We start from the raw sequence: 23,462 nt of genomic DNA, 5'->3' as shown, positions 1-23,462 counted from the left end.
CCGTGAGATCTCCCCGGGTACCCACACGTTCTTTCACACTTATACCTGTCCCGTCTACTGTTGGCGTTCCGTGCAGTTTTTGGACTTTGGCTTGTTTGGCAGCCTCATCCACGCTTCACAGCCTGTTCGGGATTCCTGTTCGTCAGGCCAGCGCTTTGCCTCGGGCTTCCTTCAGACCCACACCTCACGGTGGAGCCCTTGCCTCTGGCTGCATCCTTCCCACTGCCGGGCGGATCAGGGACTTTCACCCCTTAGAACGTGCGCCCGCCGGGCGCACCAAAAAACGGCAGAGGCCTTTTTCGTGCCTCTGCCGCAAAAACTCTTCGAGCGATAACGGTCGTTTCCCGCAAACCGTCTTTCAGATGCACACTTAAAAGGCTGTAAAACACATGTTGCACATGCACATGGTCTCACAGCAGCACATCATCATATTCATGGATGCAAATCTCTGATGGCTAAGTGTGTTCATACCGTTCCCTCATTTCATAGGTATTATGTAGGTGATTATATCACCTGTTCTACAGATGTCAATACTTTCTGAAAACTTTCATTCGAAATCAGGTTCGATTGTCTTTTTGCGCGCCGCCGCTGGTCACCGTCAGGTGACAGCTTCCTTACAGCGGCGTGCGCATCCTCGCGGAGCGTTTTGTTTCATAGGGAATTTCGGAGAAATCTCCTATGGAACGAAAAAGAGGGACTGCTGCACGCAGTCCCCCGAAAAACTTCTGAAATATTATTTGTTTTCTGCCTTCATGTCTTTTAATTCATCGAAGACAGCGTCATTCAGTACTTTGATGTAAGTACCCTTCATGCCGGATGAGCGTGACTCAATTACTCCAGCACTCTCGAATTTACGGAGAGCATTCACGATGACGGAACGCGTAATTCCGACACGGTCGGCGATTTTGCTCGCAACCAGGATACCCTCTGTGCCATCCAGCTCACCGAAAATGTGCGTAATGGCTTCGAGCTCAGAGAACGAAAGTGTGCTGATTGCGGATTTCACAATCTGAACCTTACGTGTCTCTTCGGCATTTTCTTCATTGACAGACCGCATCATTTCCAATCCGACAACGGTAGTACCATACTCACTGAGGATGATATCATCAATATCATACTGCGCATCCGACTTGTAGATGAACAGTGTACCGAGTCTTTCACTCGAAATATCAATCGGCGTGATGATCGCCTGATACTTTTTCACATAATCCTCGTCAAAACCAAGGGTTGCCAGATTGACATTCTCCTTGGTCGAGAGAACACTCAGAAGTCTTTCGTTGAGCATATGATCAATCATATTGCCCACCTGATCCACAATCAGTTCGTGGATCTCATCGATGCCGTCGTGATTTGCAACCCCCAGCACCTTTCCTTTGCGGCTGATCACAAGAATATTAGATTCAAGAATATCACTGAGAACTTCGCAGATATCATTGAACACCACTTTGTGTGAGTGGTTATTGTGCAGCAGCTTATTGATCTTACGTGTTTTGTCTAATAGCTGAACGCCCACTGCTATACCTCCTTTTTTACTCAGCTGTCAGCGTGTAAACCGCAGAATGTTTTTTGCATTTATGTACGTTGAAGGGACATTTCCAGAATATTCTTTTTTTGTCCTTCAAATCGTCAATTCTGCAATATTCGGGAATGAGCATACCATTCCTTTTGATTGAATATTAACACTAATCTACCTGAGTTGCAAGAGTTTTTGGCAATTTACGTGCATTTTTAATTTTTTTCGTCTCCTCCGAGATTTTTCACAAATCCGCAGTTTTTATTGGCACACATCAGTTTATTCCCTTTTTCAACCATATAAGTGCCGCAATTCGGACATTTTTCAGCGGAAGGTTTCTGCCAGCTCATAAACTCACAATCCGGGTAGGACGAACAGCCGTAGTAGACTCTTCCCTTCTTGGACTTGCGAATCACAAGATCCTTGCCGCATTTCGGGCACGCGACGCCGATCTTCTCCAGATACGGTCTTGTATTTCGGCAGTCCGGAAATCCCGGGCAGGCCAGGAATTTTCCGTGAGGGCCGTATTTGATGACCATGTTGCGTCCGCACACTTCACAGATCTCATCCGTCACCTCATCCGCAATCTTGACGGACTCCAGTTCTTTCTTCGCTTTGGCAACCGAATCATCCAGATCCGGGTAGAAATTCTCGATAACGGTCTTCCACTTGACGGATCCGTCTCCGATACGGTCAAGCAGATACTCCATATTCGCAGTAAAAGCAGTATCCACGATGGTCGGGAACGCTTTTTTCATGATACGGTTAACCACATCACCGAGTTCGGTCACATAGAGATTCTTTTTCTCTTTTGTGATATAACGCCGGTTCAGGATTGTGGAGATTGTCGGCGCGTAAGTACTCGGACGGCCGATACCGTCTTCTTCCAGTGCCCGGACAAGACTTGCCTCGGTATAATGGGCCGGCGGCTGGGTAAAATGCTGCTCGCCGGTCACAGAAAGAGCCGACAGCTTCTGGCCCATCTCCAGGGATTCCGTCAGCGCGTTCTTCTCTTCTTTTTCGCTGTCAATCGAATATACGGACAGAAAACCGTCAAAAAGGATTCTGCTTGCCGACAGTGAGAACAGATGACGGCCTGCGGCAATCTTCACGGATGTTGTCTCATAGGACGCCGGTGTCATGCGGCTCGCCACAAATCTCGTCCAGATGAGATGATAGAGGCGGAACAGATCCCTCGGAAGAGAGTCCTTTACCTCGGTCGGGGTCAATTCCACATTAACCGGGCGGATCGCCTCATGGGCATCCTGAATCTTTGCGTCATTTTTCCCGCCGGTCGTATTGCCGCCTCCGGCATATTTTTCTCCGTAGTTTTCGGAGATATATCTTCTTCCGGCCGCATCCGCCTCTTCGGAGATACGGGTGGAATCGGTACGGAGATAGGTAATCAGCGCGATGGTTCCAAGTCCCTTGATCTCGACGCCCTCATAGAGCTGCTGGGCGAGACGCATGGTCTTGGAGGTCGAGAAGTTCAGATTTGACGCCGCCACCTGCTGAAGTGTACTGGTGGTAAAGGGAAGCGGCGGCTTCTTGCTCCGAACGCCGTTCTTGACTTCCGCAACCGTGAAATCGGCATGTTCCAGTTCCTTTTTGATCCCGTTGACTTCCTCTTCGCTTGCCGGAACATATTTTTTCCCGTCTCTTCCGTAATAATGAGCGATAAGCTTCTTCTTTCCCTCGGCAAGTTCTGCATCCACCGTCCAGTACTCTTCCGGAATAAAGGAATTGATCTCATCCTCACGGTCGCAGATCATTCGAAGCGCCACCGACTGAACACGGCCGGCAGAAAGTCCCCTCTTCACCTTTTCCCACAGAAGCGGGCTGATCATGTAACCGACAAGCCGGTCCAGCACACGGCGGGCCTGCTGAGCGTCCACCAGATCCATATCGATCTTTCTCGGCGCTTTCAGAGAGGCTTTTACGGCATTTTTCGTGATCTCATTGAACGTGATACGGGAAACCTTTTTATCCACGGCCTCGTCCAGTTTCAGCGCCTTGGACAGGTGCCAGGAAATCGCCTCCCCCTCACGATCCGGGTCGGTTGCGAGATAGATATGGTCCGCTTTTTTTACTTCTTTTCGCAGGCGCGCAAGTGTATCACCTTTTCCGCGGATTGTGATATACCGCGGTTCGTATTCCTGAGTCACATCAATTCCGAGCTGACTCTTCGGAAGGTCCCTGACGTGGCCGCCGGAAGCATCAACGGTATAATTGGAGCCAAGGAACTTTTTTATGGTCTTTACCTTGGCCGGAGACTCCACAATAACAAGATTTTTTGACATATAAGCACCTACTTATCAAGTTTCTTCATATAATATTGGTTATCCGGCTGGACTGCCAGCCCGTAGATTTCCAGTTTCATCAGCGCCACAAGACATTCTCCCCAGGATAGACCGCTGCGTTTCATGATCTCCTCGATGTGTCTCGGGTGCGAATCAATGGCACTATACACCTTTTTTTCATTCTTGACAAGTCTGCTGTCACACACTCCGCTCTGTTTTCTGCCTTTTTTCGCGTCCAATCCGAAATATTCAAGCACATCCTCCGGCCCGGTCACAATCCCCGCGCCCACCCGGATCAGGCGGTTTGTCCCCTCACTGAGCGGGTCGGTACGCCGCCCCGGCAAAGCAAAAATATCCTTCCCCTGATCCAGTGCCAGATCCGCCGTAATCAGGCTTCCGCTCTTCCGTTTTGCCTCCACGATCAGCACCATATCCGCCAGTCCGCTGATGATCCGGTTTCGAACCGGAAAATGCTGCGGAAGTGCCGGACAGTCCAGCGGATGTTCCGACAAAATTCCTCCGTTTTCCGTGATTTTTGAAAAAATATCTCCGGCCTCCCTCGGATAGCAGATATTCACCCCGCAGCCGAGAACCGCATAACATTCTCCGTCTTTCCCCAGGGCCCCTCGAAGCGCGAAAGAATCGATTCCGAGAGCCATCCCGCTGATCACCGGAATCCGGTTTTCAGCCAGAAGGCCGCCGAAATATTCCGCCTCCTCCTTTCCGTATTCCGTACAGGTTCGTGCGCCGATCAGCGCGCAGGCCTTTTGATCTCCGTCCGGAAGTTTCCCCTTCACATACAGCCACATCGGCGGATCCGGAATCCGTCGGAGTTTTTCCGGAAATGCCGCATCCTCCGGCAGAACAATCCGTATTCCGTACCGCTTCATCCGCTCCAGATCGCGCATCGCTTCCTCCCTTGCAGAGCCGTCATGGAGCGTTTCCGTCAGCATTTTCCTCTGTCTTTCCGTCAAAATGCCGGCGTTATCCAGTTCGTTTCCGCTCAGCCGGAGCACATTCCGGTAACCGCCCGCAAGGTTGATCAGTTTTTGCGCACTCACTGCACCAATCCCCTGCCGGTGACTCATCCACACCGCTGCCAGCCGGTCTTCCTCCTCATACATTTCCGTTTTCCTCCATCCCTGTTTCTTCAGAATGCTTCTCTGTTCTCGCTTTCTTCACCGGATTCTGCTCCCGCACCGAATCCCGGCTTTCTTCGCCGGATTCCTGCTTTCTCCACCGGATCCCGGCTCTCTTCACCGGATTCTGCTCCCTCACCGGATCCCGGCTCTCTTCACCGGATTCTGCTCCCGCAACGGATCCCGGCTTTCTTCGCTGGCTCTCTCTGCCTTCTCCACCGGATTCCTTCCTCTCTGATCCGCTGATCTTCTTTCCTCCTCTGCATCCGCCGTTTCCTCTGACATTTCCCGTTCACCCTCTTCCCCAGTACTTTCTCTGAAAGGACCGGTAGGACAATGCCTCCGAGAGAACCATCTCGTCAATTTTCTCCTTGCCCTCCAGATCCGCCAGCGTTCGCGCCACGCGGCAGATCTTTCCGTATCCGCGCAGACTGGTATTGCCGCCGGCACTGTACCGTTCCAAAAGCTGCTCTGCTTCCGGTGTCAGCGGACAATACTCCCGGATCTGGGCAGAATCCATCTCACTGTTGTAACGGATGGGCTCGGAAGAAAACCGTTCCTGCTGAAGTTCCAAAGCCCGCATTACTTTTTCCCGCATATTCGCCGTGGTCCACACATCCCCTCCCGACACCTGGTGCATGGGCCTTATCTTCTGTCTCGGCACCTCAACTCCGATATCGATCCGATCCAGAAAAGGGCCGGAGATCTTTCCCAGATAACGGTTCCGGTCGTTTTCCGAGCATTGGCACCGTTGATCCGGGTATAAGCCGCATTTACAGCCGTTCAGTGCGGCCGCAATCATGCAGTCCGCCGGATATACCATCGTGCCTTTCATTCTCGAAATCACGACCCTGCGTTCTTCCATCGGCTGCCGCAGAAGATCGATCGTCCGGGGCGAAAACTCAGCCAGTTCATCGAGAAACAGGATTCCGTGGGTGGCCAGGGTGATTTCTCCCGGCCGGGGATTTGCCCCTCCTCCCACAAGAGCTGACGGTGTCACACTGTGGTGAGGCGACCGAAAAGGTCTCCTTCTGGAAAATGGTGCACTCGGATCCAGCAGTCCGCAGATGCTGCGGATTTTCGCCAGCTCTATGGTCTCTTCCATCGTCAGAGGCGGTAAAATCCCCGGAAGTCTGGACGCCGCCATGCTTTTTCCGGTCCCGGCAGGCCCGATAAACAGAATACTGTGCCTCCCCGCAGCGGCAGCCATGCAGGCATACTTCACCGATTCCACACCGATCATATCCCCGTAATCTTCCGCAGACGGAAGGTCTTCCTCCTCAAACATAAGGGGATCAAAGAATTCTCCCTGTATCGATGCTCTTTGACTCAGCAGCCGGCATAACTCTTTCAGATCGGTTACGCCGATCAGTTCCGCTCCCATAACGGCCCGTCCTTCCCGGACATTGTCTTTTGGCAGAAAAATCCTTCGGACACCGGCTTTCACCGAGGCAAGCACCATCGGCAGAATTCCGCGGATCGGCCGGACGGTCCCATCCAGTCCGAGTTCCCCAAGAAAAGTGAATTCTTCCAGACCATTCGGATCAATTACACCCAGGCAGCAGAGAACCGCAGCCGCGATGGCCAGATCAAAGGCCGTCCCCTCTTTCCGGATCCCCGCCGGAGACAGATTGACGGTAATTCTCCTCGGCGGAAGTGGAATTCCGGAATTCCGGATCGCCGTACGAACCCGTTCCTCCGCCTCACTGACCTCCCGCGACAGATGTCCGACCAGATGAAACATGGGAAGCCCGGGACTTACATCCGCTTCCACTGCGATTTCAATTCCGTCAATGCCGCTGATTCCGTAACTACGGATTCTTGAAAACATCCACATCCCCCTTTGACAGATTTTTTCCGCACGCAAAGTGCGCTGCGGAACCGTATGAGAGTATTTCTTTTTTTCGAAAATGAATAAAAAAATGAGAACAGGATTTCGAATCACGTCGAAATCCCGTCGCTGATTAAGACCGGGACAAGATCCGAGATGTAAAAAACGAATGATAAGATGAGTTTCTACATATTATAAAAGATGTTTATATCTATTCTTCGAGGGAATGATATATCATTTTCCTTTGATTCTCAAGCCTCAGATTATATTCTATGAAGAATAATTCTTTTTAATATATTAAAAGGCAATTTTCATTGAATACCCCTCCCAATGGCCGCAGGCATCCGCTTCCTCCACAGGGAATCTTCATTTCAGCGGCGTGGGCATCCTCGGGGAGTTTTTTGTGTTATGGGCAATTTCGAAGAAGTTCTCTATAACGCAAAAATTCCCCCGGGGAAATCCCCGGGGGAACCGTTCCGGACAACGTCCGGTTATATACGCGACTAACTCGCCAAATCCTGTGCTTGCACGAGGCCTTGGCGACTGTCGCGATAACGAGCGAAACTTGCAAAGCGTGTTTCGCTCGTTTTATTTTTGCTCAAATTACTTGTTGTAAAGAGCATCCAGCTTGCTCAGATATTCGAATCTATCCTTTGCAGCCTGCTCGTTAGCAGCATCGAGCTGAGCAGCTCTTTCCTTGTTCTTGAGAGCCAGGGAGGCGTAACGAACCTCACCCTTCAGGAATTCCTGATAGTCACCTGTCGGTGCCTTGGAATCCAGAGTGAACTTCTTGTCGCCGCCAGCCGGATTGAAGCGGAAGTTGTTCCAGTAACCGCACTCAAGAGCGAGCTTCTCCTCGGTCATAGCCTTAGCCATGCCCTTCTTGATTCCGTGGTTGATACACGGAGCGTAAGCCATGATCAGGGACGGACCCGGATATGCCTCAGCCTCTGCAAGAGCTCTAACCGCCTGAGCGTAGTCGCCGCCCATGTCGATCTGAGCTACGTATACGTAACCATAGGACATCGCGATGGTAGCAAGATCCTTCTTACCGGTCTCCTTACCGCCTGCAGCGAACTGAGCTACAGCACCCATCTTGGTAGCCTTGGAAGCCTGACCGCCTGTGTTGGAGTAAACCTCGGTATCGTAAACCATGATGTTGACATCCTTGTTGGATGCAAGTACGTGGTCAAGACCACCGAAGCCGATATCGTAACCCCAACCGTCGCCGCCGAAGATCCACTGGGACTTCTTAGCGAGGAAGTCTTTCTGGTTGACAACTTCCTTAGCAGTCTCGTCATCCATGGACTCAAGAGCCTCAACGAGTGCATCCGTTGCAACGCCGTTCAGAGCGCCGATGCCGAAGGTATCGATCCACTCCTGAGCTGCCTTCTGGAATGCAGCATTTTCCGGATGAGCAACAACGAGAGCTTCCACTCTCTTCTTCAGGTTGTCACGCATTGCGTTCTGAGCAAGAAGCATACCGTAACCGAACTCTGCAGCATCCTCGAACAGGGAGTTGTTCCATGCCGGACCGTGACCCTCATCGTTTACAGTGTACGGAGTGGACGGTGAGGAGTTACCCCAAATGGAAGTACATCCTGTTGCGTTCGCAATGTACATTCTGTCACCGAAGAGCTGTGTGATCAGCTTCGCATACGGAGTCTCGCCACAACCTGCGCAGGCGCCGGAGAACTCAAGAAGCGGCTTCTTGAACTGGGAACCCTTTACAGTATTGATCTTAAACTTCTCTACAACGTCTCTCTTCTCCGGGAAGGTAACAGCGAGATCGAATGCCTTCTGCTGCTCCATAGCCTGATCGATCGGAACCATGGTCAGAGCCTTGTCGCCTCTCATGCCCGGGCATACGTTCTGGCAGGAGCCACAGCCTGTGCAGTCGAGAGTGGAAGTAACGATGGTGAACTGATACTCGTCCTTCATACCGGTCAGCGGAAGTGTTGCAGTGCCTTCCGGAAGCTTTGCAGCCTCATCAGCTGTCAGAGCGATCGGACGGATTGCAGCGTGCGGGCAAACAAGGGAGCAGAACTCACACTGAATGCACTTGGAAGAATCCCAAACCGGAACGTTTACAGCGATTCCTCTCTTCTCGTATGCTGCTGCGCCGGACGGTGTAGAACCATCTACATAGTCAAGGAGTGCAGATACCGGGAGGTTGTTACCTTCCTGAGAAGATACAGCAGCCTGAATGTTGTTTACGAAGTCAACAACATCCTTGCGGCCTGTCTCAGCGTGGCTGGACTCAAGACCTTCGTCAGCGCCGTTAGCCCAGGACTCCGGAATCTCGATCTTAACAAGGTTCTGAGCAGATGCACCTGCATCGATAGCAGCCCAGTTCTTCTTAACGACATCCTCACCCTTACGGCCGTATGTCTTCTGAGCAGCGTCCTTCATCAGCTTAACTGCCTCATCCTCCGGAATGATCTTCGCAAGAACGAAGAATGCAGCCTGAAGGATTGTGTTGATACGTGTCGGGCCCATGCCTGTCTCAATACCAAGCTTTACACCGTCGATGGTGTAGAAGTTGATCTTGTGATCATACATGAACTTCTTAACCTGACCCGGGATGTGCTGCTCGAGCTCTTCGCCGGTCCACTTGCAGTTGAGAAGGAATGTACCGCCGTCAACCAGCTCCTGAACCATGTTGAACTTTGTGATGTAAGCCGGGTTGTGGCATGCTACAAAGTTAGCCTTGTGGATCAGGTATGTGGACTTGATCGGCTTCTTTCCGAAACGAAGGTGAGACATGGTAACACCGCCGGACTTCTTGGAATCATAGTCAAAGTAAGCCTGAGCGTACATGTCTGTGTTGTCGCCGATGATCTTGATGGAGTTCTTGTTTGCACCTACGGTACCATCTGCGCCGAGACCCCAGAACTTGCAGTTTACGGTGCCTTCCGGAGTGGTAACCAGAGCCGGGCCGAGATCAAGAGAAAGGTTGGTTACATCATCCTTGATACCGATGGTGAATCTCTTCTTCTCTTCGTTCTTATATACAGCAACAATCTGGTTCGGAGTGGTATCCTTGGAACCAAGACCGTAACGGCCGGAGAATACCGGAACCTGATCGAACTTGGAACCCTTCAGGGCAGCTACAACATCAAGGTAAAGCGGCTCGCCGAGGGAACCCTTCTCCTTTGTTCTGTCAAGAACAGAGATCTTCTTAACAGTATCCGGGATTGCATTGATGAGAGCCTCTCCGACGAACGGTCTGTAAAGACGAACCTTTACAACGCCGACCTTCATGCCCTGAGCGTTGAGGTAGTCGATGGTCTCCTCGATGGTGTCGTTTACGGAACCCATCGCGATGATAACCTGATCCGCATCCGCTGCACCGTAGTAGTTGAACAGCTTGTAGTCTGTGCCAAGCTTTTCATTTACCTTGTTCATGTACTCTTCAACGATTGCCGGAAGAGCATCATAATACTTGTTGGAAGCCTCAGTAGCCTGGAAGAAGATATCCGGGTTCTGAGCAGAACCTCTCTCGTTCGGGTGATTCGGGTTCATTGCACTCTTTCTGAATGCGTCAATTGCCTCGAAATCAGCCATATCCTTCAGATCCTCGTAATCCCATGCCTGGATCTTCTGGATCTCGTGGGATGTACGGAAACCATCGAAGAAGTTGATGAACGGAACTCTGCCCTTGATTGCTGCAAGATGAGCAACCGGTGTGAGATCCATAACCTCCTGTACGCTGGATTCGCAAAGCATTGCGCATCCGGTCTGACGACAGGCATAGATATCGGAATGGTCACCGAAAATGTTCAGCGCGTGGGAAGCGATCGCACGGGCAGAAACGTTGAATACACCCGGAAGGAGCTCACCAGCTACCTTGTACAGGTTCGGGATCATAAGAAGAAGACCCTGAGAAGCGGTGTAGGTTGCAGTAAGTGCACCTGCTGCCAGAGAACCGTGAACAGCACCTGCTGCACCAGCCTCGGACTGCATCTCTGTAATCTGTACTACATTTCCGAAAATGTTCTTTCTGCCTTCTGTTGCCCATTCATCGACATGCTCCGGCATAACGGATGACGGGGTGATCGGATACATGGCAGCGACGTCGGTATATGCATAGGAAGCATATGCAGCGGCTTCGTTACCATCCATGGTTTTCCAATTTCTTCCCATGAATAATTCCTCCTTATTTTAACTTTAGACTTTTACAAGTCTGATGTATACATGCATCAAACTGATAATATTATAACAAGTTTTAATAACATTTCAATTGATTCTGTCGTATTGTGAAGTATTTTTTTTAGTGCAGGTTTGCGAATACTTTTCGTTATATTTTGGCCGTTTCTGTCGTCAGGATGCCGTTTCCTCCCCGCGCGCTTCCAAACGGCGCGCCACATTTTCCCGTATCAGCTGGTAGATGACGGATGTCCCCGGAATAAAGAAGATCATTCCAACAATACCGAACAGTCCGCCTCCGACACCGACCGCAAGGAGGACCCAGATGGCCGGAAGTCCCACGGAGCTGCCGACAACACGCGGGTAAATGAAGTTGTTGTCAACAAAGACCGTAGCCATATAAACCCCGGCAAAGTACAGCGCATACATCGGGTTGACCACTGCGATGAGAAATGCGCCGATGGCCAAACCAATGTAAGCTCCCACAATCGGAATCAGTGCTGTAAAAGCAACGAGAACGCCGATGAGCATGGCATACGGCAGAGACAAGAGTGTGAGCAGCAAAAAGATCAGAAAACCGAATATGCATGCGTCGGTAAACTGGCCGGCAAAATAATTGGAATAGGTCTTCGCGATAATCCCTGTGATCCGCAGCGTCTTCCGAACTTTTTCCGGCGAAAGATACGCCCGCAGAACGCGGACCGCCTGTCCGCCCAGTTTTTCCTTGGAGGACAGAATGTAGATTGAGAACATCAGGGCAAGAGCCGCCGTCACCAATCCGCCGAATACGCCGGATACCGTGGAAACCGTCGATTCAAACACATTTCCCGCGCCGGACCGGACAAACGGAAGAAGTTTGTCCCATATGTTTTCCCACTCGGTTCCTATGGTCAGGCGTTCCAGGCTTGCGCGTATCTGAGGATTCTGGCCGAAATAGACCAGAATCTTCTGCGTGAGATCTTCCAGAAATGCCGGAACCCCGCTGGCAAGACTGACCATGGCGGCCCCAATCTCCGGAATCATCAGAGTCAGGATAATTCCCAGGGCAGCAAAGATCAGAAGAAACGAGACAGCCATGGCAATCGCACGGCGAATCCCTCTCCGGCTCTTCTGTTCCGTATCAGGGATCACTTTCCCGATCAGATTTTCAATCGTCTGCATGGGAATGTTCACGATAAACGCGATCATCGCGCCGAGAAGAAACGGAAACAGCACGGAAAACAGCCGGCCGGCCAGCGCAATCACCGCCTCCAGCCGGATGACACAGGCGATCAGAAGAACCGTATAAGAAACCACAAGGATCACCTTTTTGAGCGAACAGTCACCGGTTTCAGAATTACGAAAACGAACAAGTTTCATTTTGTCACCACCTGTCATAAATGGATTGTCATCAGCCGCCGAATACCCGGCTGACCGCACTGCGGATGCTGTTCTCGGATGCACGGAACGATCCCTGGATCATCTGAGGACTTCCGCCGCCTCTTCCGTCCAGATCGGCGTTCAGTTCTTTTGCTGCCGCCCGGCAGTCATATGAGACACTGCCGATACAGTAGGAAAATGCCTCCGTTCCGCTCTCATCCGTGTGTCCCGCGAGCACGCAGACCGTTTCCCCCTTTTTCTTTTTCAGAAGAAGATCGCAGAACCGCCGGATCTCCACCGTCGACGCTTCCGGTTCCGTATCAATCAGAAGTTTCTGACCATCCGGAAATGTCTCCGACTTGTACTGAAACAGTTCCTTCTGGAGTTCCGCGATCCGCAGGTTCTTTCTGCTGTCCGCGTCGAGAATCCGCCGGACCGCCGCCGCACTCTCATACGGCTTGGCCGAAAGCATTTCACAGATCTCCCGGTTCAGATCCGTCTTGATCCGGTAATCCTCCATCGCCTTTCTTCCGGCATGCATCATCAGCCGCATTCCGCCCTTGTATCGAATCATGGAGAGAATTTTGACTGCGCCGATCTCTCCCGTACGGAGAACATGGGTTCCGCAGCAGGCACACATATCGGCTTCCGGAATCTCCACCAGCCGTACCGTGCCGGTCAATTCTTTTTTGCTGCGGTAATCAATCCGGGCCAGTTCTTCTTCCGACGGGCAGAACACACGGATCGGAAGGTCCCGGAAAATGATCTCGTTTGCCGCCTTCTCGATCTCCATCAGTTCCTCCCAGGAACATTCACCGCTGAAGTCCATCCGGATTTCCTCTCCCATGTGAAATCCCACATTTTCAAAACCGAATTTCCGGTGCAGCAGACCGGAGAGAATGTGTTCTCCCGAGTGTTCCTGCATCATGCAGAACCGCCGATCCCAGTCAATGGTTCCGCGAACGCGGCTTCCCGCCGGAACCGGACGGTCCGTGTAATGGACGATGGAGTTGTCCTTTTCCTGAACATCCAGCACCGGGATAACGGTGTCCTCAAAGGTGGTCTGATCTGCCGAATTCAGGATTCGAAGGATTCCGGTATCCGCCGGCTGGCCGCCGCCCTCCGGGTAAAACGCGGACTGATCCATTGTCACCGCATATCGGCCGTCCTCCGGCACACAGCAAAGCACATCTGCCTCAAATTCGGTGCGATACGGTTCTTCATAATATAATGTTCTGGTTCCTGACTGCATGTTTGTGGTCCTGCTTTCTTTTTTCTATATTATATCCTTGTGCAATTCCCGATCCGATCCGTTGGCCGTCAAAGTCTCCGGATCTGATAGAGAAGCGCATTCACGATCGCCGCCGCAACCGTACTTCCTCCCTTTCTGCCACGGGCAACAATATGCGGTGTACTCTTCAGCGTCAAAATCAGTTCCTTTGCCTGCACAACGTTGACAAATCCGACCGGCACACCGATGATCAGCCGCGGATGAAGACGCCCCTGCTGAATCAGGCTGTACAGTTCCACCAGCGCCGTCGGTGCATTGCCGATGGCAAAAACCGCTCTTCGACCGGTCTGTTCTTCCAGTTCCGCCGCTTTCCGCATACTCATCACTGCTCTGGTGACGCCGGCAGCCTTCGCATCCCGCGCCACATCTGCGTCCGCCATAAAGCAGAACACTTCCGTCCCCAGAGACTGAAGAACCGCCTTTCGGATTCCGGATTTCGCCATATTGGTATCCGTGATAACCGGCGCGCCCTCGGTCAGCGCCCGGATTCCTGCCTGAACCGCCTTTGGCGAAAAGACAAGCGTATCCGCAAATTGAAAATCTGCTGTGGTATGGATGACCCTGCGGACAACCTTATCCACATCCTCCGGATAGGGACCCTTCCCCAGCTTTTTGAGTTCTTCTCCGATCATCTCGAAACTTTTCTTTTCAATATCCGACGGATGGATCTCCAGAAGACCGATCCCCTCCGGGAGCTGAAAATCTGTATTCATACCGTTTTTCCATGCCGGCTTATCCCGTTCCGCCGGCACGTCTCTCTCCCTTCTGTAATGTATGAGCCGCGCATCGGATCATTGTCCGCCGGGGAAATCCCCGTTGTTTGAAATCTCTTCTTTTTTCAGCCCCCGGACAGATCCCTGCGGTCGATGATCTGATAGATCTTCTCCATATCCAGATTCCGGCGAACTCCGTCCGCGAGAATGTCATACTGTCTGCGGCGGTAGTCCTCGTAATCCGCTGCGTCTGCCGGATCTATGATCCCGGTCTCCTCAACGGCATCCGCTCCCGGCATCTTCCGCTTCCGGAGAAGCTCCGCAATCCCCGCCGCAACGCCCTGTCCGTCAAAAATCCCGTGCAGATAAGTTCCCGCAATCCATCCCGAAGCGTATCCTTCCGGCTCGGGGAGAAGTGCCTTTCGCAGCTTCAGAAGCGGTTTTCCGCCCCGGACGGTGGTCCGTCCCATGTGAATCTGATATCCGCGCACCTGTTTTCCGCGAAGCGCCGCAAACAGTCCCTCCGACGCAACCGCTTCCCCTTTATTCTGTGAACGGATTTTTTCGCCGGTAAATACGGTCTCAGCCGGAATCAGTCCCATTCCGCGGAGAACCCGTCCCGGCTGACCGGACTCATGCCCTTCCGGATCCGAAAGAACCTCTCCCATCATCTGGTAGCCGCCGCAAATTCCAATGATCGGGACTTCCGCAGCCGCCAGTTTCAGGATCGCGCTCTCAAGGCCACTGGTCCGCAGCCACAGCAGATCATCAATGGTATTCTTTGTTCCCGGAAGAACCAGAAGATCCGGTGTTCCGAGTTCTTTGACATCCGTGACATAGCGCACATTGCACAGTCCCACCGTCTCAAATACATGAAGATCCGTAAAATTCGAGAGTCTCGGGAGACGAATCACGGCGATATCGATCTCTCCGGGTGCCGCCGGTTTTCCCTTCGCCGTAAGCCGTGTGCTCAGACTGTCCTCATCATCAATATCCGCCTTCAGAAACGGCACTGTTCCGACAACCGGAATCCCGCACAGTTTCGAGATCATTTCCGTTCCCGGATCCAGAATCGACCGGTCGCCGCGGAATTTGTTGATCACGAGCCCGCGGATCCGTTTTCTCTGTGATTCCGGAAGAAGCATCACCGTTCCGTACAGCTGTGCAAACACGCCGCCCCGGTCAATGTCGCCGGCGAGAATCACCGGAGAGTCGGTCATCTCCGCAATGCCCATATTGACGATATCATCCTGCGCGAGGTTGATCTCGGCGGGGCTGCCGGCTCCCTCAATGACGATAATGTCATACTCCTCATCCAGACGCCGGTAGGATTCCAGGATCTGCGGGATCAGTTTTTTCTTATAAGCGAAATATTCCTTCGCCGGCATGGTTCCGATGGGTGTGCCGCGGACAATCACCTGCGACCCCACGTCACTGGACGGCTTCAGGAGAATCGGATTCATATCCGCCGTCGGCTCAATGCCGCATGCTTCCGCCTGAACCGCCTGTGCACGGCCGATCTCCAGCCCGTCCACGGTGATAAAGGAATTGAGTGCCATGTTCTGTGACTTGAAAGGAGCCACTTTCCATCCGTCCTGCCGAAGTACGCGGCAGAGACCGGCGGTCAGAAAGCTTTTCCCGACATTGCTCATCGTTCCCTGTATCATGATCGATTTCGCCATGCTCTTCCTCCTGTTCTGAAATATGCAGCCCGCGGTCAGGCATCCTTTTCCGCGTTTTCTTTCTTAATCGCCCCGATCTCTGCCGCCAGCCGCTCACAGCTCTCCTGCGTTTTCACCGCCGCGCGGTACCAGCCTTCGCCAAGTCCGGCGTAGTTTGAGCAGTCCCGAATCAGAATTCCCTTCTTCTGCAGGCGGTCTCCCAGATCCCGGATCTCTGTCCGGAACAGAACAAAGTCCGCAAAAGATTCTGCGCACCTCATTCCCAGCGCTGTCAGACGGCTCCGCAGCTCATTCCGGCGGATTTGGATCTCTCCGGAAGTTTTCCGCACAAACTCCCGCTCCGCAAGGCAGGCGATTCCGGCCTCTTCCGCCGGCACCGATACGCTCCACGGCTGCCGAAGTTCTTCCGTCTGCCGGATGATGACCGGATCCGCGATCATAAAACCAAGCCGGAGTCCTGCCATCGCGAAGATTTTCGTGAAAGCATTCAGGACAATCAGTCCCGACGGTTCCGGTTCGTGCCCGGCGCATCTCCACAGGGAAAGGGCGCTGCGCTCTTTTCCGTCCGTGCAGAACCAGAGAAAACTTTCATCGACTAAAAGAATCATACCATATTTTTGACAGATTCCGAAAATTCTCCTGACAAAATCGAATGTTCGGACATGTCCATCCGGATTATTCGGATTGCACAAAATAACCATGCCGGAAACCGGAGGGAGATGTTCCGCAAATGCTCGAACCGCCGCCAGAACCGCATCATCATCATACGGGGAAACCGACTCGGCCGAAAATACCGGCAGGCCGGTAATCTCGGCGCCGACGGTTTCCGCCGCTTTCCGGTATTCCGAAAAGCCGGGAATCGGAATCAGCACGCGTTCCGGGCGGAGTGCCTGGAAAATGCTGTAGAGAAGGTCCGACGCACCGTTTCCGAACAGCAGGGAATCCGTCCTCACCGGGAAGCCCTCCTGCCGGAGGCTCTCCGACATGCGGTTTCTCAGATTTCTCTGAAGCGCGTCCGGATACTGCTCCCATCGGTCCATGCTCTCAGCCGCCGCCCGCCGCGCACTCTCCGGCATGCCGAACGGGTTGATATTTACCGACAGATCCAGATCGATCCCGCCGCGGAATATATCTCCGCCGTGAACGTATGTGTACTTCGAAACGTTTTCTCTGTTCTTATGCTCCATCATGTCATTCCTATTCCGTTCCCAAAAATAATTTCCGCTCCGTCCATACGTTCTCTTCCGGCAGAAATATCGTCCGCAAGCGGACTTCGGCTCTCCGCTCCAGGGATACTGCGGGGAGCGCAGCGGACTTTGCGCGCCGCCGCTGATCACCGTAAGCTGACATCTTTCTGCCGCAGCCGGCACAAGTCTCAGACCCCCGTCAGGATCAGCACGGAAAAACGGACCGCCGCCGCAAAACAAGCAGCGAGATACGCGGTCCCGTACATCAGCCGGTTTGCCTCGGTGATATCGGACGGTTCCGTTTTCTTTTTTTCATCTCCGATAAACGGCTTCTCCACTTTCTTTCCGAAATACCATGCATCCCCCGCAAGCTTCAACCCCAGAGCGCCGGCACAGGCAGACTCGGTCTGTGCGGAATTCGGGCTCTTGTGATTTCTTCGGTCCCGTTTCCAGATCCGGTACGCCTCCGCCGAATCCAGGCCGAGAAATCCTGCCGCGGCGATCATAAAAACGGCAGCGATCCTTGACGGGATGTAGTTAAAGACGTCATCGGTGCGGGCCGCACACCTCCCGAAATACAGATACCGGTCATTCCGGTATCCCACCATGGAATCCATCGTGTTGACCGCTTTGTAGATCCAGCCGCCCACCGGTCCGAACAGCGCGAGCCAGAAGAGCGGGGACACAATTCCGTCCGAAGTTCCCTCCGCCACCGTCTCCACGGCGGCCTTCGCCACGCCTTCCTTCGTCAGGGTTTCCGTGTCGCGGCCGACGATCATCGAGACGGCTCTCCGCGCCCGGAACAGGTCATTCTCCTCCAGCGCCTGCTGCACCTTCATGCTCTCGGTTCTCATCGAACGCACCGCCACCGCGTAACAGACCGAAACCGTTTCCAGCAAAAAAGCCGCTGCCATCGCAGCCGCGGTGAATCCGCACCGGAGAAGAAGAATCACCGGAAAAACCGTAACTGCCGCCGCCCCCAGTCCCGATGTCAGAACCACGACGGCGGTAAACAGGCATCCTCCGGCCAATTCTCCCTTCGGTGTCTTCGGAAACACCGCCCGAACCCATCGCTCCGCAACCGTGATCCAGCTTCCGATCAGCCGGACCGGATGCGGAATCCACTGCGGATCTCCGACCGCAAGATCCAGGAGAAAACCGGCCAAAAGCGCGCCGGTATGTATGATAACCCAACTCAATTTTTCATTTCCTCTTTATTGTTTTTCCCTGTTTCATTCTTTTCCGTTTCTGCGGAACCGATCACCGTCGGAATACCGCATACCACGCGGATGACAATATCCGCCCTCTCTGCGATCTTCTGGCAGATTCTGCCGTAGGTGTCGCGGAACTCGCGCTCACGGCGGCTCAGGGGGACGACGCCGCAGCCGATCTCATCCGCCGTAATCACACGGATCGCGGGGTCCTCCAGAATCCGCTGAACGGTTTCTTCCGCCTCCTCGCTAAGTCTTTTCCAGTAATTCTCCTCCGACATCCCCGCGGAAGCGGATTCCTCGAACACTCCCTCTGTTCCTTCCGCCCGGACCTCCGGCAACGGATTTCCCGAGACTTCCGCCGTCCGGTCCGAAGGACTCCCATCGGAATCCAGTGCCTCTTCTCCCCGCAATCCATACAGTTTCGCGACCGTGTCTTCCAGATGAAGCAGAATTTCCGGTCCCGATGCATAGGACTGCGCTGTCTTCGTTTTTCCCTGGCCTCTTCCGCCGACAATCAGTATCATATCAATTCCCCTTTGGCTGCTGATTCATCACCGGTCTTCCGACAGTTTCTTCCGCGGCAGCTTTCCAACCGGTTTTCTCACTGCTTCCGCTGAGTATGAAAGAATGCCCCTCATTCGCATATCTTTCCCGGAGAAGCGCAGACATTTATCCGTTTTCGCCGGACTCCGGATACCCGAGCGGCGCTGAAAGCCTGAGCCTCCAGCGCCGCTGACAAATGCATCATTTATCCGTAATAATCTCCGCCGACATTGACCGCAAGTCCGTTCAGCTGACAGAGTGTAACCACCACGGTAAAGATCAGCACCGCTCCAAGGCTGGCAGTGGTGTCATCCTGATCAAACCGCGGAGAGATCTCACAGATGTCGAAACCGCGCACTTTTCTGGTCCGAAGAATGTGCTTCATAATCGGCACCACAGCCTGCGGATCCAGTCCGAGGGCCTGCGGGGCGCTGACGCCGGGCGCAAATGCCGTGGAGAAGACATCGGTGCAGATGGTCATGTACGCATTTTTGTGCTGATACATGAAGTCATCCACATGTTCATAAACCTCTTCCCGGGAACCGTACTGAAGTGTTCTTGCCAGCATATAGGGCACTCCGAGACGCTCCGCTTCCTTGAAAAGGCTGACCGTATTGCTGTGGCGCTGAATGCCCAGCGGCATGTAAGCAAACGGCATTTCCTCTTTCTCACAGATATCCGCAATCTGACGGAACATGGAGCCGGAGGATGCACCGCCGTCGTACGGTCTCATATCAAAATGCGCATCAAAGCTGATGATGCCGAGATCGACTTTGCTGCTCTCGTCTTTTCTTCCGCTGCGGATCTTCTCCTCCAAAATCTCCTTTTCATGGGCGAGTTCACCCATATAATGACCGAAGGTGGTCTCATGTCCGCCGCCCATGACAATCGGGAAAAGGTTGAGGCTGAGAATCTTCTGAACCGCCTCGGCCAGAATGCTCTGTGCCTCTTCCAGTTCGATGCCGTCAGTCACGATATTGCCGCAGTCATAGAGTGAAACACCCGGATCAAAGACACACGGAAGATTCGAAAGTTTTTTTCTCAGAAGATTCGGGCCGAGAGCCGCACCGGCCCGGCCCTTGTTCCGCTTAACGCCGAGATCACAGCAGAAACCGATCAGTCCGAAGCCGAGCGGTCCGGAAAACGGCTCCGTCACCGAATTGAGATCCAGCGGACGGATTCTCTGATGCCAGCGAAACGCGTCATAATCCTCCTCGCTGTCGATGCGGCCCTGCCACTGATCCGTTACATCAAAATAATAGTTTTTCAGCATTGTTCTATCCCCCATCTATGTTCAGAATCGAAGCATCAGTTCTTTTTCAACCACATTTCCGTTCTCGAGGTAATATCTCGGAACTCTCTTGCTCACCGCGCAGACAATCTCATACGGAATTGTTCCGGCCAGATCCGCCAGAACTTCCACCGGCTGATGGCTTCCGAAGATCTCGACCTCGCTTCCGACGTCGACGCTGTTCTTTCCGGTCAGGTCAATCATGCACATATCCATGCAGATCTTTCCCCGCTGCGGGCACAGCCCCTCCCCGGTATACAGCGAACAACGGTTGGACAGCGTGCGGAAGAAACCATCCGCATATCCGTACGGAACAACCCCCATCCGTGTTGTCTGATCACAGGTGTAAATGCCTCCGTAGCTGATCTTTGTCCCCTTCGGATAAATCTTGATGGTGCTGACCGTCGTCTTGAGTGACATCACCGGCCGAAGTCCCCACTGTCGGGCAAATTCTCCGTAGCCGTAGAGAAGAAGTCCCGGACGGACCATATCGAGGTAAGTCTCCGGATATCGGACCGTCGCCCCGGTATTGGCACAGTGACGGATGCGGAATGACCGCCCCATTTTCTCCTCCACCGCGCAGATCACATCGCGGAAGAGCTGAAACTGATGTTTTGTATACTCCTCGCAGTCCTCCCCGGGCTCGTCGGAAACCGCAAAATGCGTGAAGATTCCCTCCGCGTCCAATCCCGGAAGATTGCAGGCCAGCGCGATGCCGTCCACACCGTGCTCAAAATAGTCTCCCTCGCAGATATAACCGAGCCGCGACATACCGGTGTCAACTTTGATATGAACCTTCAGCGTGCCGCCGTATTTTACCGCCTCGGCACTGTACTCCCGCGCCTTGGCCTCGCAGGTGACTGCCTGTGTGATGTTGAAACAGATCAGCCGGTCCACCTGTTCTTTCGGCGTGTGTCCCAGAATCAGGATCGGCATGGTAATGCCGGCATTCCGGAGTTCCAGCGCCTCGTCGATGCTGGAAACCGCAAGGTAATCCGCACCGAGCTCCTGCATTTTCCTTCCGATCTGCACGGATCCGTGTCCGTAGGCATCCGCCTTGACGACGCCCAGAAAACGCACGTCTTTGCCGATCTTTCGGCGAATGGTCTGATAATTATAGGTAAGAGCATCCAGATCGATCTCTGCCCAGGTTCTTCTAAGTGTAGAATTCATAGTCCCCTTATGCAGTCAGGATTTTCATCCCCGGCCGCTCTCCTTTTTGTTATAGCACCGGAATATTATACACCGATTTGACGGAACATTCTATACGGTCTGTTCCTTCCGGATATCTTCTTCGGAATTTCAGCCTCCGAGCGCATCAACCATATCCTGAAGTTCGATGAAACGCTCCATCTTCGCCTCCAGAAGTTCATCCGTCTCCGCCTTTTCCTTTGTCAGACGGTTCAGTTCCACGAAATCGCTGGCCGCTTTCAGAATCGCCCGGTCCAGTTCTTCCGATTTCCGGGTGAGCGAATCAATCTCGTCCTCGATGGTGTCGTACTCGCGCTGTTCCTTGAAGGAAAGTTTTTTCTTCGGCTGTGCAGACCGATCCTTCCACGTACTGCGTGTATTCCCCTGAGGAGCCGGATGATCCTCCCCCTCCGCCGGCGTGGTTTTCCCGCCCGGACCGGTTTTGCCGGCCGCGGCTTTACCGGCGGCGGAGTCTTCCGCTTCCATCAGCATTCTCTCACGGTACTCCTCATATCCGCCCTCATTCTGGCGCAGAATACCATCCGGAGAGAAGGCAAAAATCCGCGTCACCACGCGATCCAGGAAATAGCGGTCATGGGAAACCGCGATCACAATGCCGGAGAAGCCGTCCAGATAATCTTCGAGCACACGGAGAGTAGCGATATCCAGATCGTTGGTCGGCTCATCGAGGATCAGGACATTGGGTGCCTCCATCAGAATCCGCAGAAGATAGAGTCTTCTGCGCTCGCCGCCCGAGAGTTTGGATACCGGCGTATACTGCATATTGCTGTCAAAAAGGAATTTCTCGCACATTGCGGACGCACTGGTCAGGCCATCCTTTGTGCGGATAAACTCCGCCGTTTCTTTCACATAATCGATGACGCGCATATCCCCGTCCGGCATCTCCGCTTCCTGTGAAAAATATCCGACGTGAACCGTCTGTCCGATGTCGATCGTTCCCGCATCCGGCGGGACAAGACCCACGATCGTCTTCATCAGCGTGGACTTTCCGCATCCGTTCGGGCCAATGATGCCGATCCGGTCATTTTTCAGAAATGTGTAACTGAAATCCCGGAACAGCGTCCGTCCTCCGTAGGATTTCGAGACGTTTTTCAGTTCAATCGTCTTGTTGCCGAGACGGGACTGAAGCGAATTGATCTCCACCTCACGATCGATCACGATCTTATCCCGGTCGCGCAGTGCTTCAAAGCGGGCGATATGGGCCTTCTGTTTCGTACTTCTGGCTCTTGCGCCTCGCTGAATCCATGCCAGATCCTTTCGGTAGAGCGTCGCCATCTTCCGTTCTGCCGCCTCAGCGTACTCGAGGCGCTGCTGCTTCAGTTCCAGATATCCGGAATAATTGGTCTCATATCGGTAGGTCTTCCCGTGGTCGATCTCGAGAATTTCCGTTGTAACCATATCCAGGAAATACCGGTCGTGTGTCACCATCAGAATCGCGCCGCGGTAATGCTGGAGATAATCCTGAAGCCACTCGATCATCTCATTGTCCAGATGGTTGGTCGGCTCATCAAGGATCAAAAGATCACACGGTGTCAGAAGCGCCGCAGCGAGAGCCGCACGCTTTCTCTGACCTCCGGAGAGTGTCCGCGGATCCGCCTCCGGATTGTCGATGCCGAAACGCGCCAGCATCGCCTTGATCTCTCCGTTCTGATGATAAATCTGATCGTTTCCGTATACCATGGCGGCGACATTTTCCACAACGTTATGGTCCGGATCAAAGTCCGGATTCTGGGAAAGATAGGAGATCCGGATCTCCCGACCGCGGACCGTCTGTCCCTCATCCGGTTCGAGGGCTCCCGCCGCAATGGCCAGAAGCGTGGATTTTCCGGTTCCGTTGACACCGATCACGCCGATCCGGTCACGATCAGAGATACCGACGGTCACCTGATCCAGAAGAACACGGTTTTCAAAGGATTTACTGATTCTTTCAAGGTTTAAAATGTTCATATCTGCTCTCTCATCACATGGACTTTTCCCGTGGGGCATATAAGAAAAGACTTCCGCACTTTCCGCTCACGGCTGCCAACGAGGCGAAACA

17 protein-coding genes are annotated in these 23,462 nt (G+C 53.2%); all 17 read right to left on the bottom strand.

Going from position 1 to position 23,462, the window contains the following annotated elements; genetic code table 11:
- Positions 1-733 precede the first annotated feature (733 nt).
- Positions 734-1,513 carry a GTP-sensing pleiotropic transcriptional regulator CodY gene (codY, locus tag BMW41_RS02370; RefSeq protein ID WP_031471431.1) on the bottom strand — a complete coding sequence of 260 codons (780 nt, stop codon included), beginning with the start codon at positions 1,511-1,513 and terminating at the stop codon, positions 734-736.
- A gap of 215 nt (positions 1,514-1,728) precedes the next feature.
- A complete protein-coding gene (gene topA / locus BMW41_RS02365; protein WP_074648523.1) occupies positions 1,729-3,813 on the bottom strand; it encodes a type I DNA topoisomerase in 2,085 nt (694 codons plus the stop codon).
- Positions 3,814-3,821: 8 nt separating this feature from the next.
- Positions 3,822-4,937 (bottom strand): DNA-processing protein DprA, encoded by a 1,116-nt coding sequence (dprA, locus tag BMW41_RS02360; RefSeq protein ID WP_074648521.1) that lies wholly within the window; start codon positions 4,935-4,937, stop codon positions 3,822-3,824.
- Positions 4,930-5,091 carry a hypothetical protein gene (locus BMW41_RS14515; RefSeq protein ID WP_177171139.1) on the bottom strand — a complete coding sequence of 54 codons (162 nt, stop codon included), beginning with the start codon at positions 5,089-5,091 and terminating at the stop codon, positions 4,930-4,932. Before BMW41_RS14515 ends, dprA begins: the two co-directional genes overlap by 8 nt.
- Entirely contained in the window at positions 5,088-5,237 is a 150-nt protein-coding gene (locus BMW41_RS14510; protein ID WP_177171138.1) for a hypothetical protein, read from the bottom strand. Before BMW41_RS14510 ends, BMW41_RS14515 begins: the two co-directional genes overlap by 4 nt.
- A gap of 7 nt (positions 5,238-5,244) precedes the next feature.
- Complete coding sequence (locus tag BMW41_RS02355) at positions 5,245-6,783, bottom strand: YifB family Mg chelatase-like AAA ATPase (protein WP_074648519.1); 1,539 nt, start codon at positions 6,781-6,783, stop codon at positions 5,245-5,247.
- A gap of 603 nt (positions 6,784-7,386) precedes the next feature.
- Complete coding sequence (gene nifJ / locus BMW41_RS02350) at positions 7,387-10,929, bottom strand: pyruvate:ferredoxin (flavodoxin) oxidoreductase (RefSeq protein WP_074648517.1); 3,543 nt, start codon at positions 10,927-10,929, stop codon at positions 7,387-7,389.
- Positions 10,930-11,106: 177 nt separating this feature from the next.
- A complete protein-coding gene (locus BMW41_RS02345; RefSeq protein ID WP_074648515.1) occupies positions 11,107-12,291 on the bottom strand; it encodes an AI-2E family transporter in 1,185 nt (394 codons plus the stop codon).
- 31 nt (positions 12,292-12,322) lie between these two features.
- Entirely contained in the window at positions 12,323-13,543 is a 1,221-nt protein-coding gene (locus BMW41_RS02340; protein WP_074648513.1) for an alanyl-tRNA editing protein, read from the bottom strand.
- Positions 13,544-13,611: 68 nt separating this feature from the next.
- Positions 13,612-14,295 carry a precorrin-8X methylmutase gene (locus tag BMW41_RS02335; RefSeq protein ID WP_074648535.1) on the bottom strand — a complete coding sequence of 228 codons (684 nt, stop codon included), beginning with the start codon at positions 14,293-14,295 and terminating at the stop codon, positions 13,612-13,614.
- Between the two features lie 125 nt (positions 14,296-14,420).
- The gene (locus BMW41_RS02330; protein WP_074648512.1) at positions 14,421-15,977 is read right to left on the bottom strand and encodes a cobyric acid synthase; all 1,557 of its coding nucleotides are present in this window, start codon (positions 15,975-15,977) and stop codon (positions 14,421-14,423) included.
- A 35-nt stretch (positions 15,978-16,012) separates the two neighbouring features.
- The gene (locus BMW41_RS02325) at positions 16,013-17,167 is read right to left on the bottom strand and encodes a pyridoxal phosphate-dependent aminotransferase (protein WP_143050791.1); all 1,155 of its coding nucleotides are present in this window, start codon (positions 17,165-17,167) and stop codon (positions 16,013-16,015) included.
- Positions 17,168-17,352: 185 nt separating this feature from the next.
- Entirely contained in the window at positions 17,353-18,363 is a 1,011-nt protein-coding gene (gene cbiB, locus BMW41_RS02320) for an adenosylcobinamide-phosphate synthase CbiB (RefSeq protein ID WP_074648508.1), read from the bottom strand.
- Positions 18,360-18,902, bottom strand: coding sequence for a bifunctional adenosylcobinamide kinase/adenosylcobinamide-phosphate guanylyltransferase (locus BMW41_RS02315; RefSeq protein ID WP_074648506.1), 543 nt, complete (start codon positions 18,900-18,902; stop codon positions 18,360-18,362). The genes cbiB and BMW41_RS02315 overlap by 4 nt, the downstream gene beginning before the upstream one ends.
- A 224-nt stretch (positions 18,903-19,126) precedes the next feature.
- Complete coding sequence (hutG, locus tag BMW41_RS02310) at positions 19,127-20,209, bottom strand: formimidoylglutamase (RefSeq protein WP_242870275.1); 1,083 nt, start codon at positions 20,207-20,209, stop codon at positions 19,127-19,129.
- Positions 20,210-20,215: 6 nt separating this feature from the next.
- Complete coding sequence (gene alr, locus BMW41_RS02305) at positions 20,216-21,385, bottom strand: alanine racemase (protein WP_074648502.1); 1,170 nt, start codon at positions 21,383-21,385, stop codon at positions 20,216-20,218.
- A gap of 129 nt (positions 21,386-21,514) precedes the next feature.
- Positions 21,515-23,371, bottom strand: a complete 1,857-nt coding sequence (locus BMW41_RS02300; protein WP_074648500.1) for an ABC-F family ATP-binding cassette domain-containing protein — start codon at positions 23,369-23,371, stop codon at positions 21,515-21,517.
- Positions 23,372-23,462: the final 91 nt, after the last annotated feature.

Origin of the sequence: [Clostridium] aminophilum (genome assembly GCF_900101295.1) — a bacterium.
In the GTDB taxonomy this organism is placed as follows: Bacteria; Bacillota; Clostridia; order Lachnospirales; family Lachnospiraceae; genus Clostridium_R; species Clostridium_R aminophilum_A.
Note: the sequence above shows the minus strand (reverse complement) of the source record. Positions and strands in the feature narration are given on the sequence as shown.

Coding starts and splice junctions, on each gene's coding strand:
- BMW41_RS14510 (WP_177171138.1), bottom strand. CDS start 5,237: ATGTCAGAGGAAACGGCGGATGCAGAGGAGGAAAGAAGATCAGCGGAT.
- dprA (WP_074648521.1), bottom strand. CDS start 4,937: ATGTATGAGGAGGAAGACCGGCTGGCAGCGGTGTGGATGAGTCACCGG.
- BMW41_RS02335 (WP_074648535.1), bottom strand. CDS start 14,295: ATGAATACAGATTTTCAGCTCCCGGAGGGGATCGGTCTTCTGGAGATC.
- topA (WP_074648523.1), bottom strand. CDS start 3,813: ATGTCAAAAAATCTTGTTATTGTGGAGTCTCCGGCCAAGGTAAAGACC.
- BMW41_RS02325 (WP_143050791.1), bottom strand. CDS start 17,167: ATGATGGAGCATAAGAACAGAGAAAACGTTTCGAAGTACACATACGTT.
- BMW41_RS02345 (WP_074648515.1), bottom strand. CDS start 12,291: ATGAAACTTGTTCGTTTTCGTAATTCTGAAACCGGTGACTGTTCGCTC.
- nifJ (WP_074648517.1), bottom strand. CDS start 10,929: ATGGGAAGAAATTGGAAAACCATGGATGGTAACGAAGCCGCTGCATAT.
- hutG (WP_242870275.1), bottom strand. CDS start 20,209: ATGGGGGATAGAACAATGCTGAAAAACTATTATTTTGATGTAACGGAT.
- alr (WP_074648502.1), bottom strand. CDS start 21,385: ATGAATTCTACACTTAGAAGAACCTGGGCAGAGATCGATCTGGATGCT.
- BMW41_RS02300 (WP_074648500.1), bottom strand. CDS start 23,371: ATGAACATTTTAAACCTTGAAAGAATCAGTAAATCCTTTGAAAACCGT.
- BMW41_RS02315 (WP_074648506.1), bottom strand. CDS start 18,902: ATGATACTGATTGTCGGCGGAAGAGGCCAGGGAAAAACGAAGACAGCG.
- BMW41_RS02330 (WP_074648512.1), bottom strand. CDS start 15,977: ATGGCGAAATCGATCATGATACAGGGAACGATGAGCAATGTCGGGAAA.
- BMW41_RS02340 (WP_074648513.1), bottom strand. CDS start 13,543: ATGCAGTCAGGAACCAGAACATTATATTATGAAGAACCGTATCGCACC.
- BMW41_RS02355 (WP_074648519.1), bottom strand. CDS start 6,783: ATGTTTTCAAGAATCCGTAGTTACGGAATCAGCGGCATTGACGGAATT.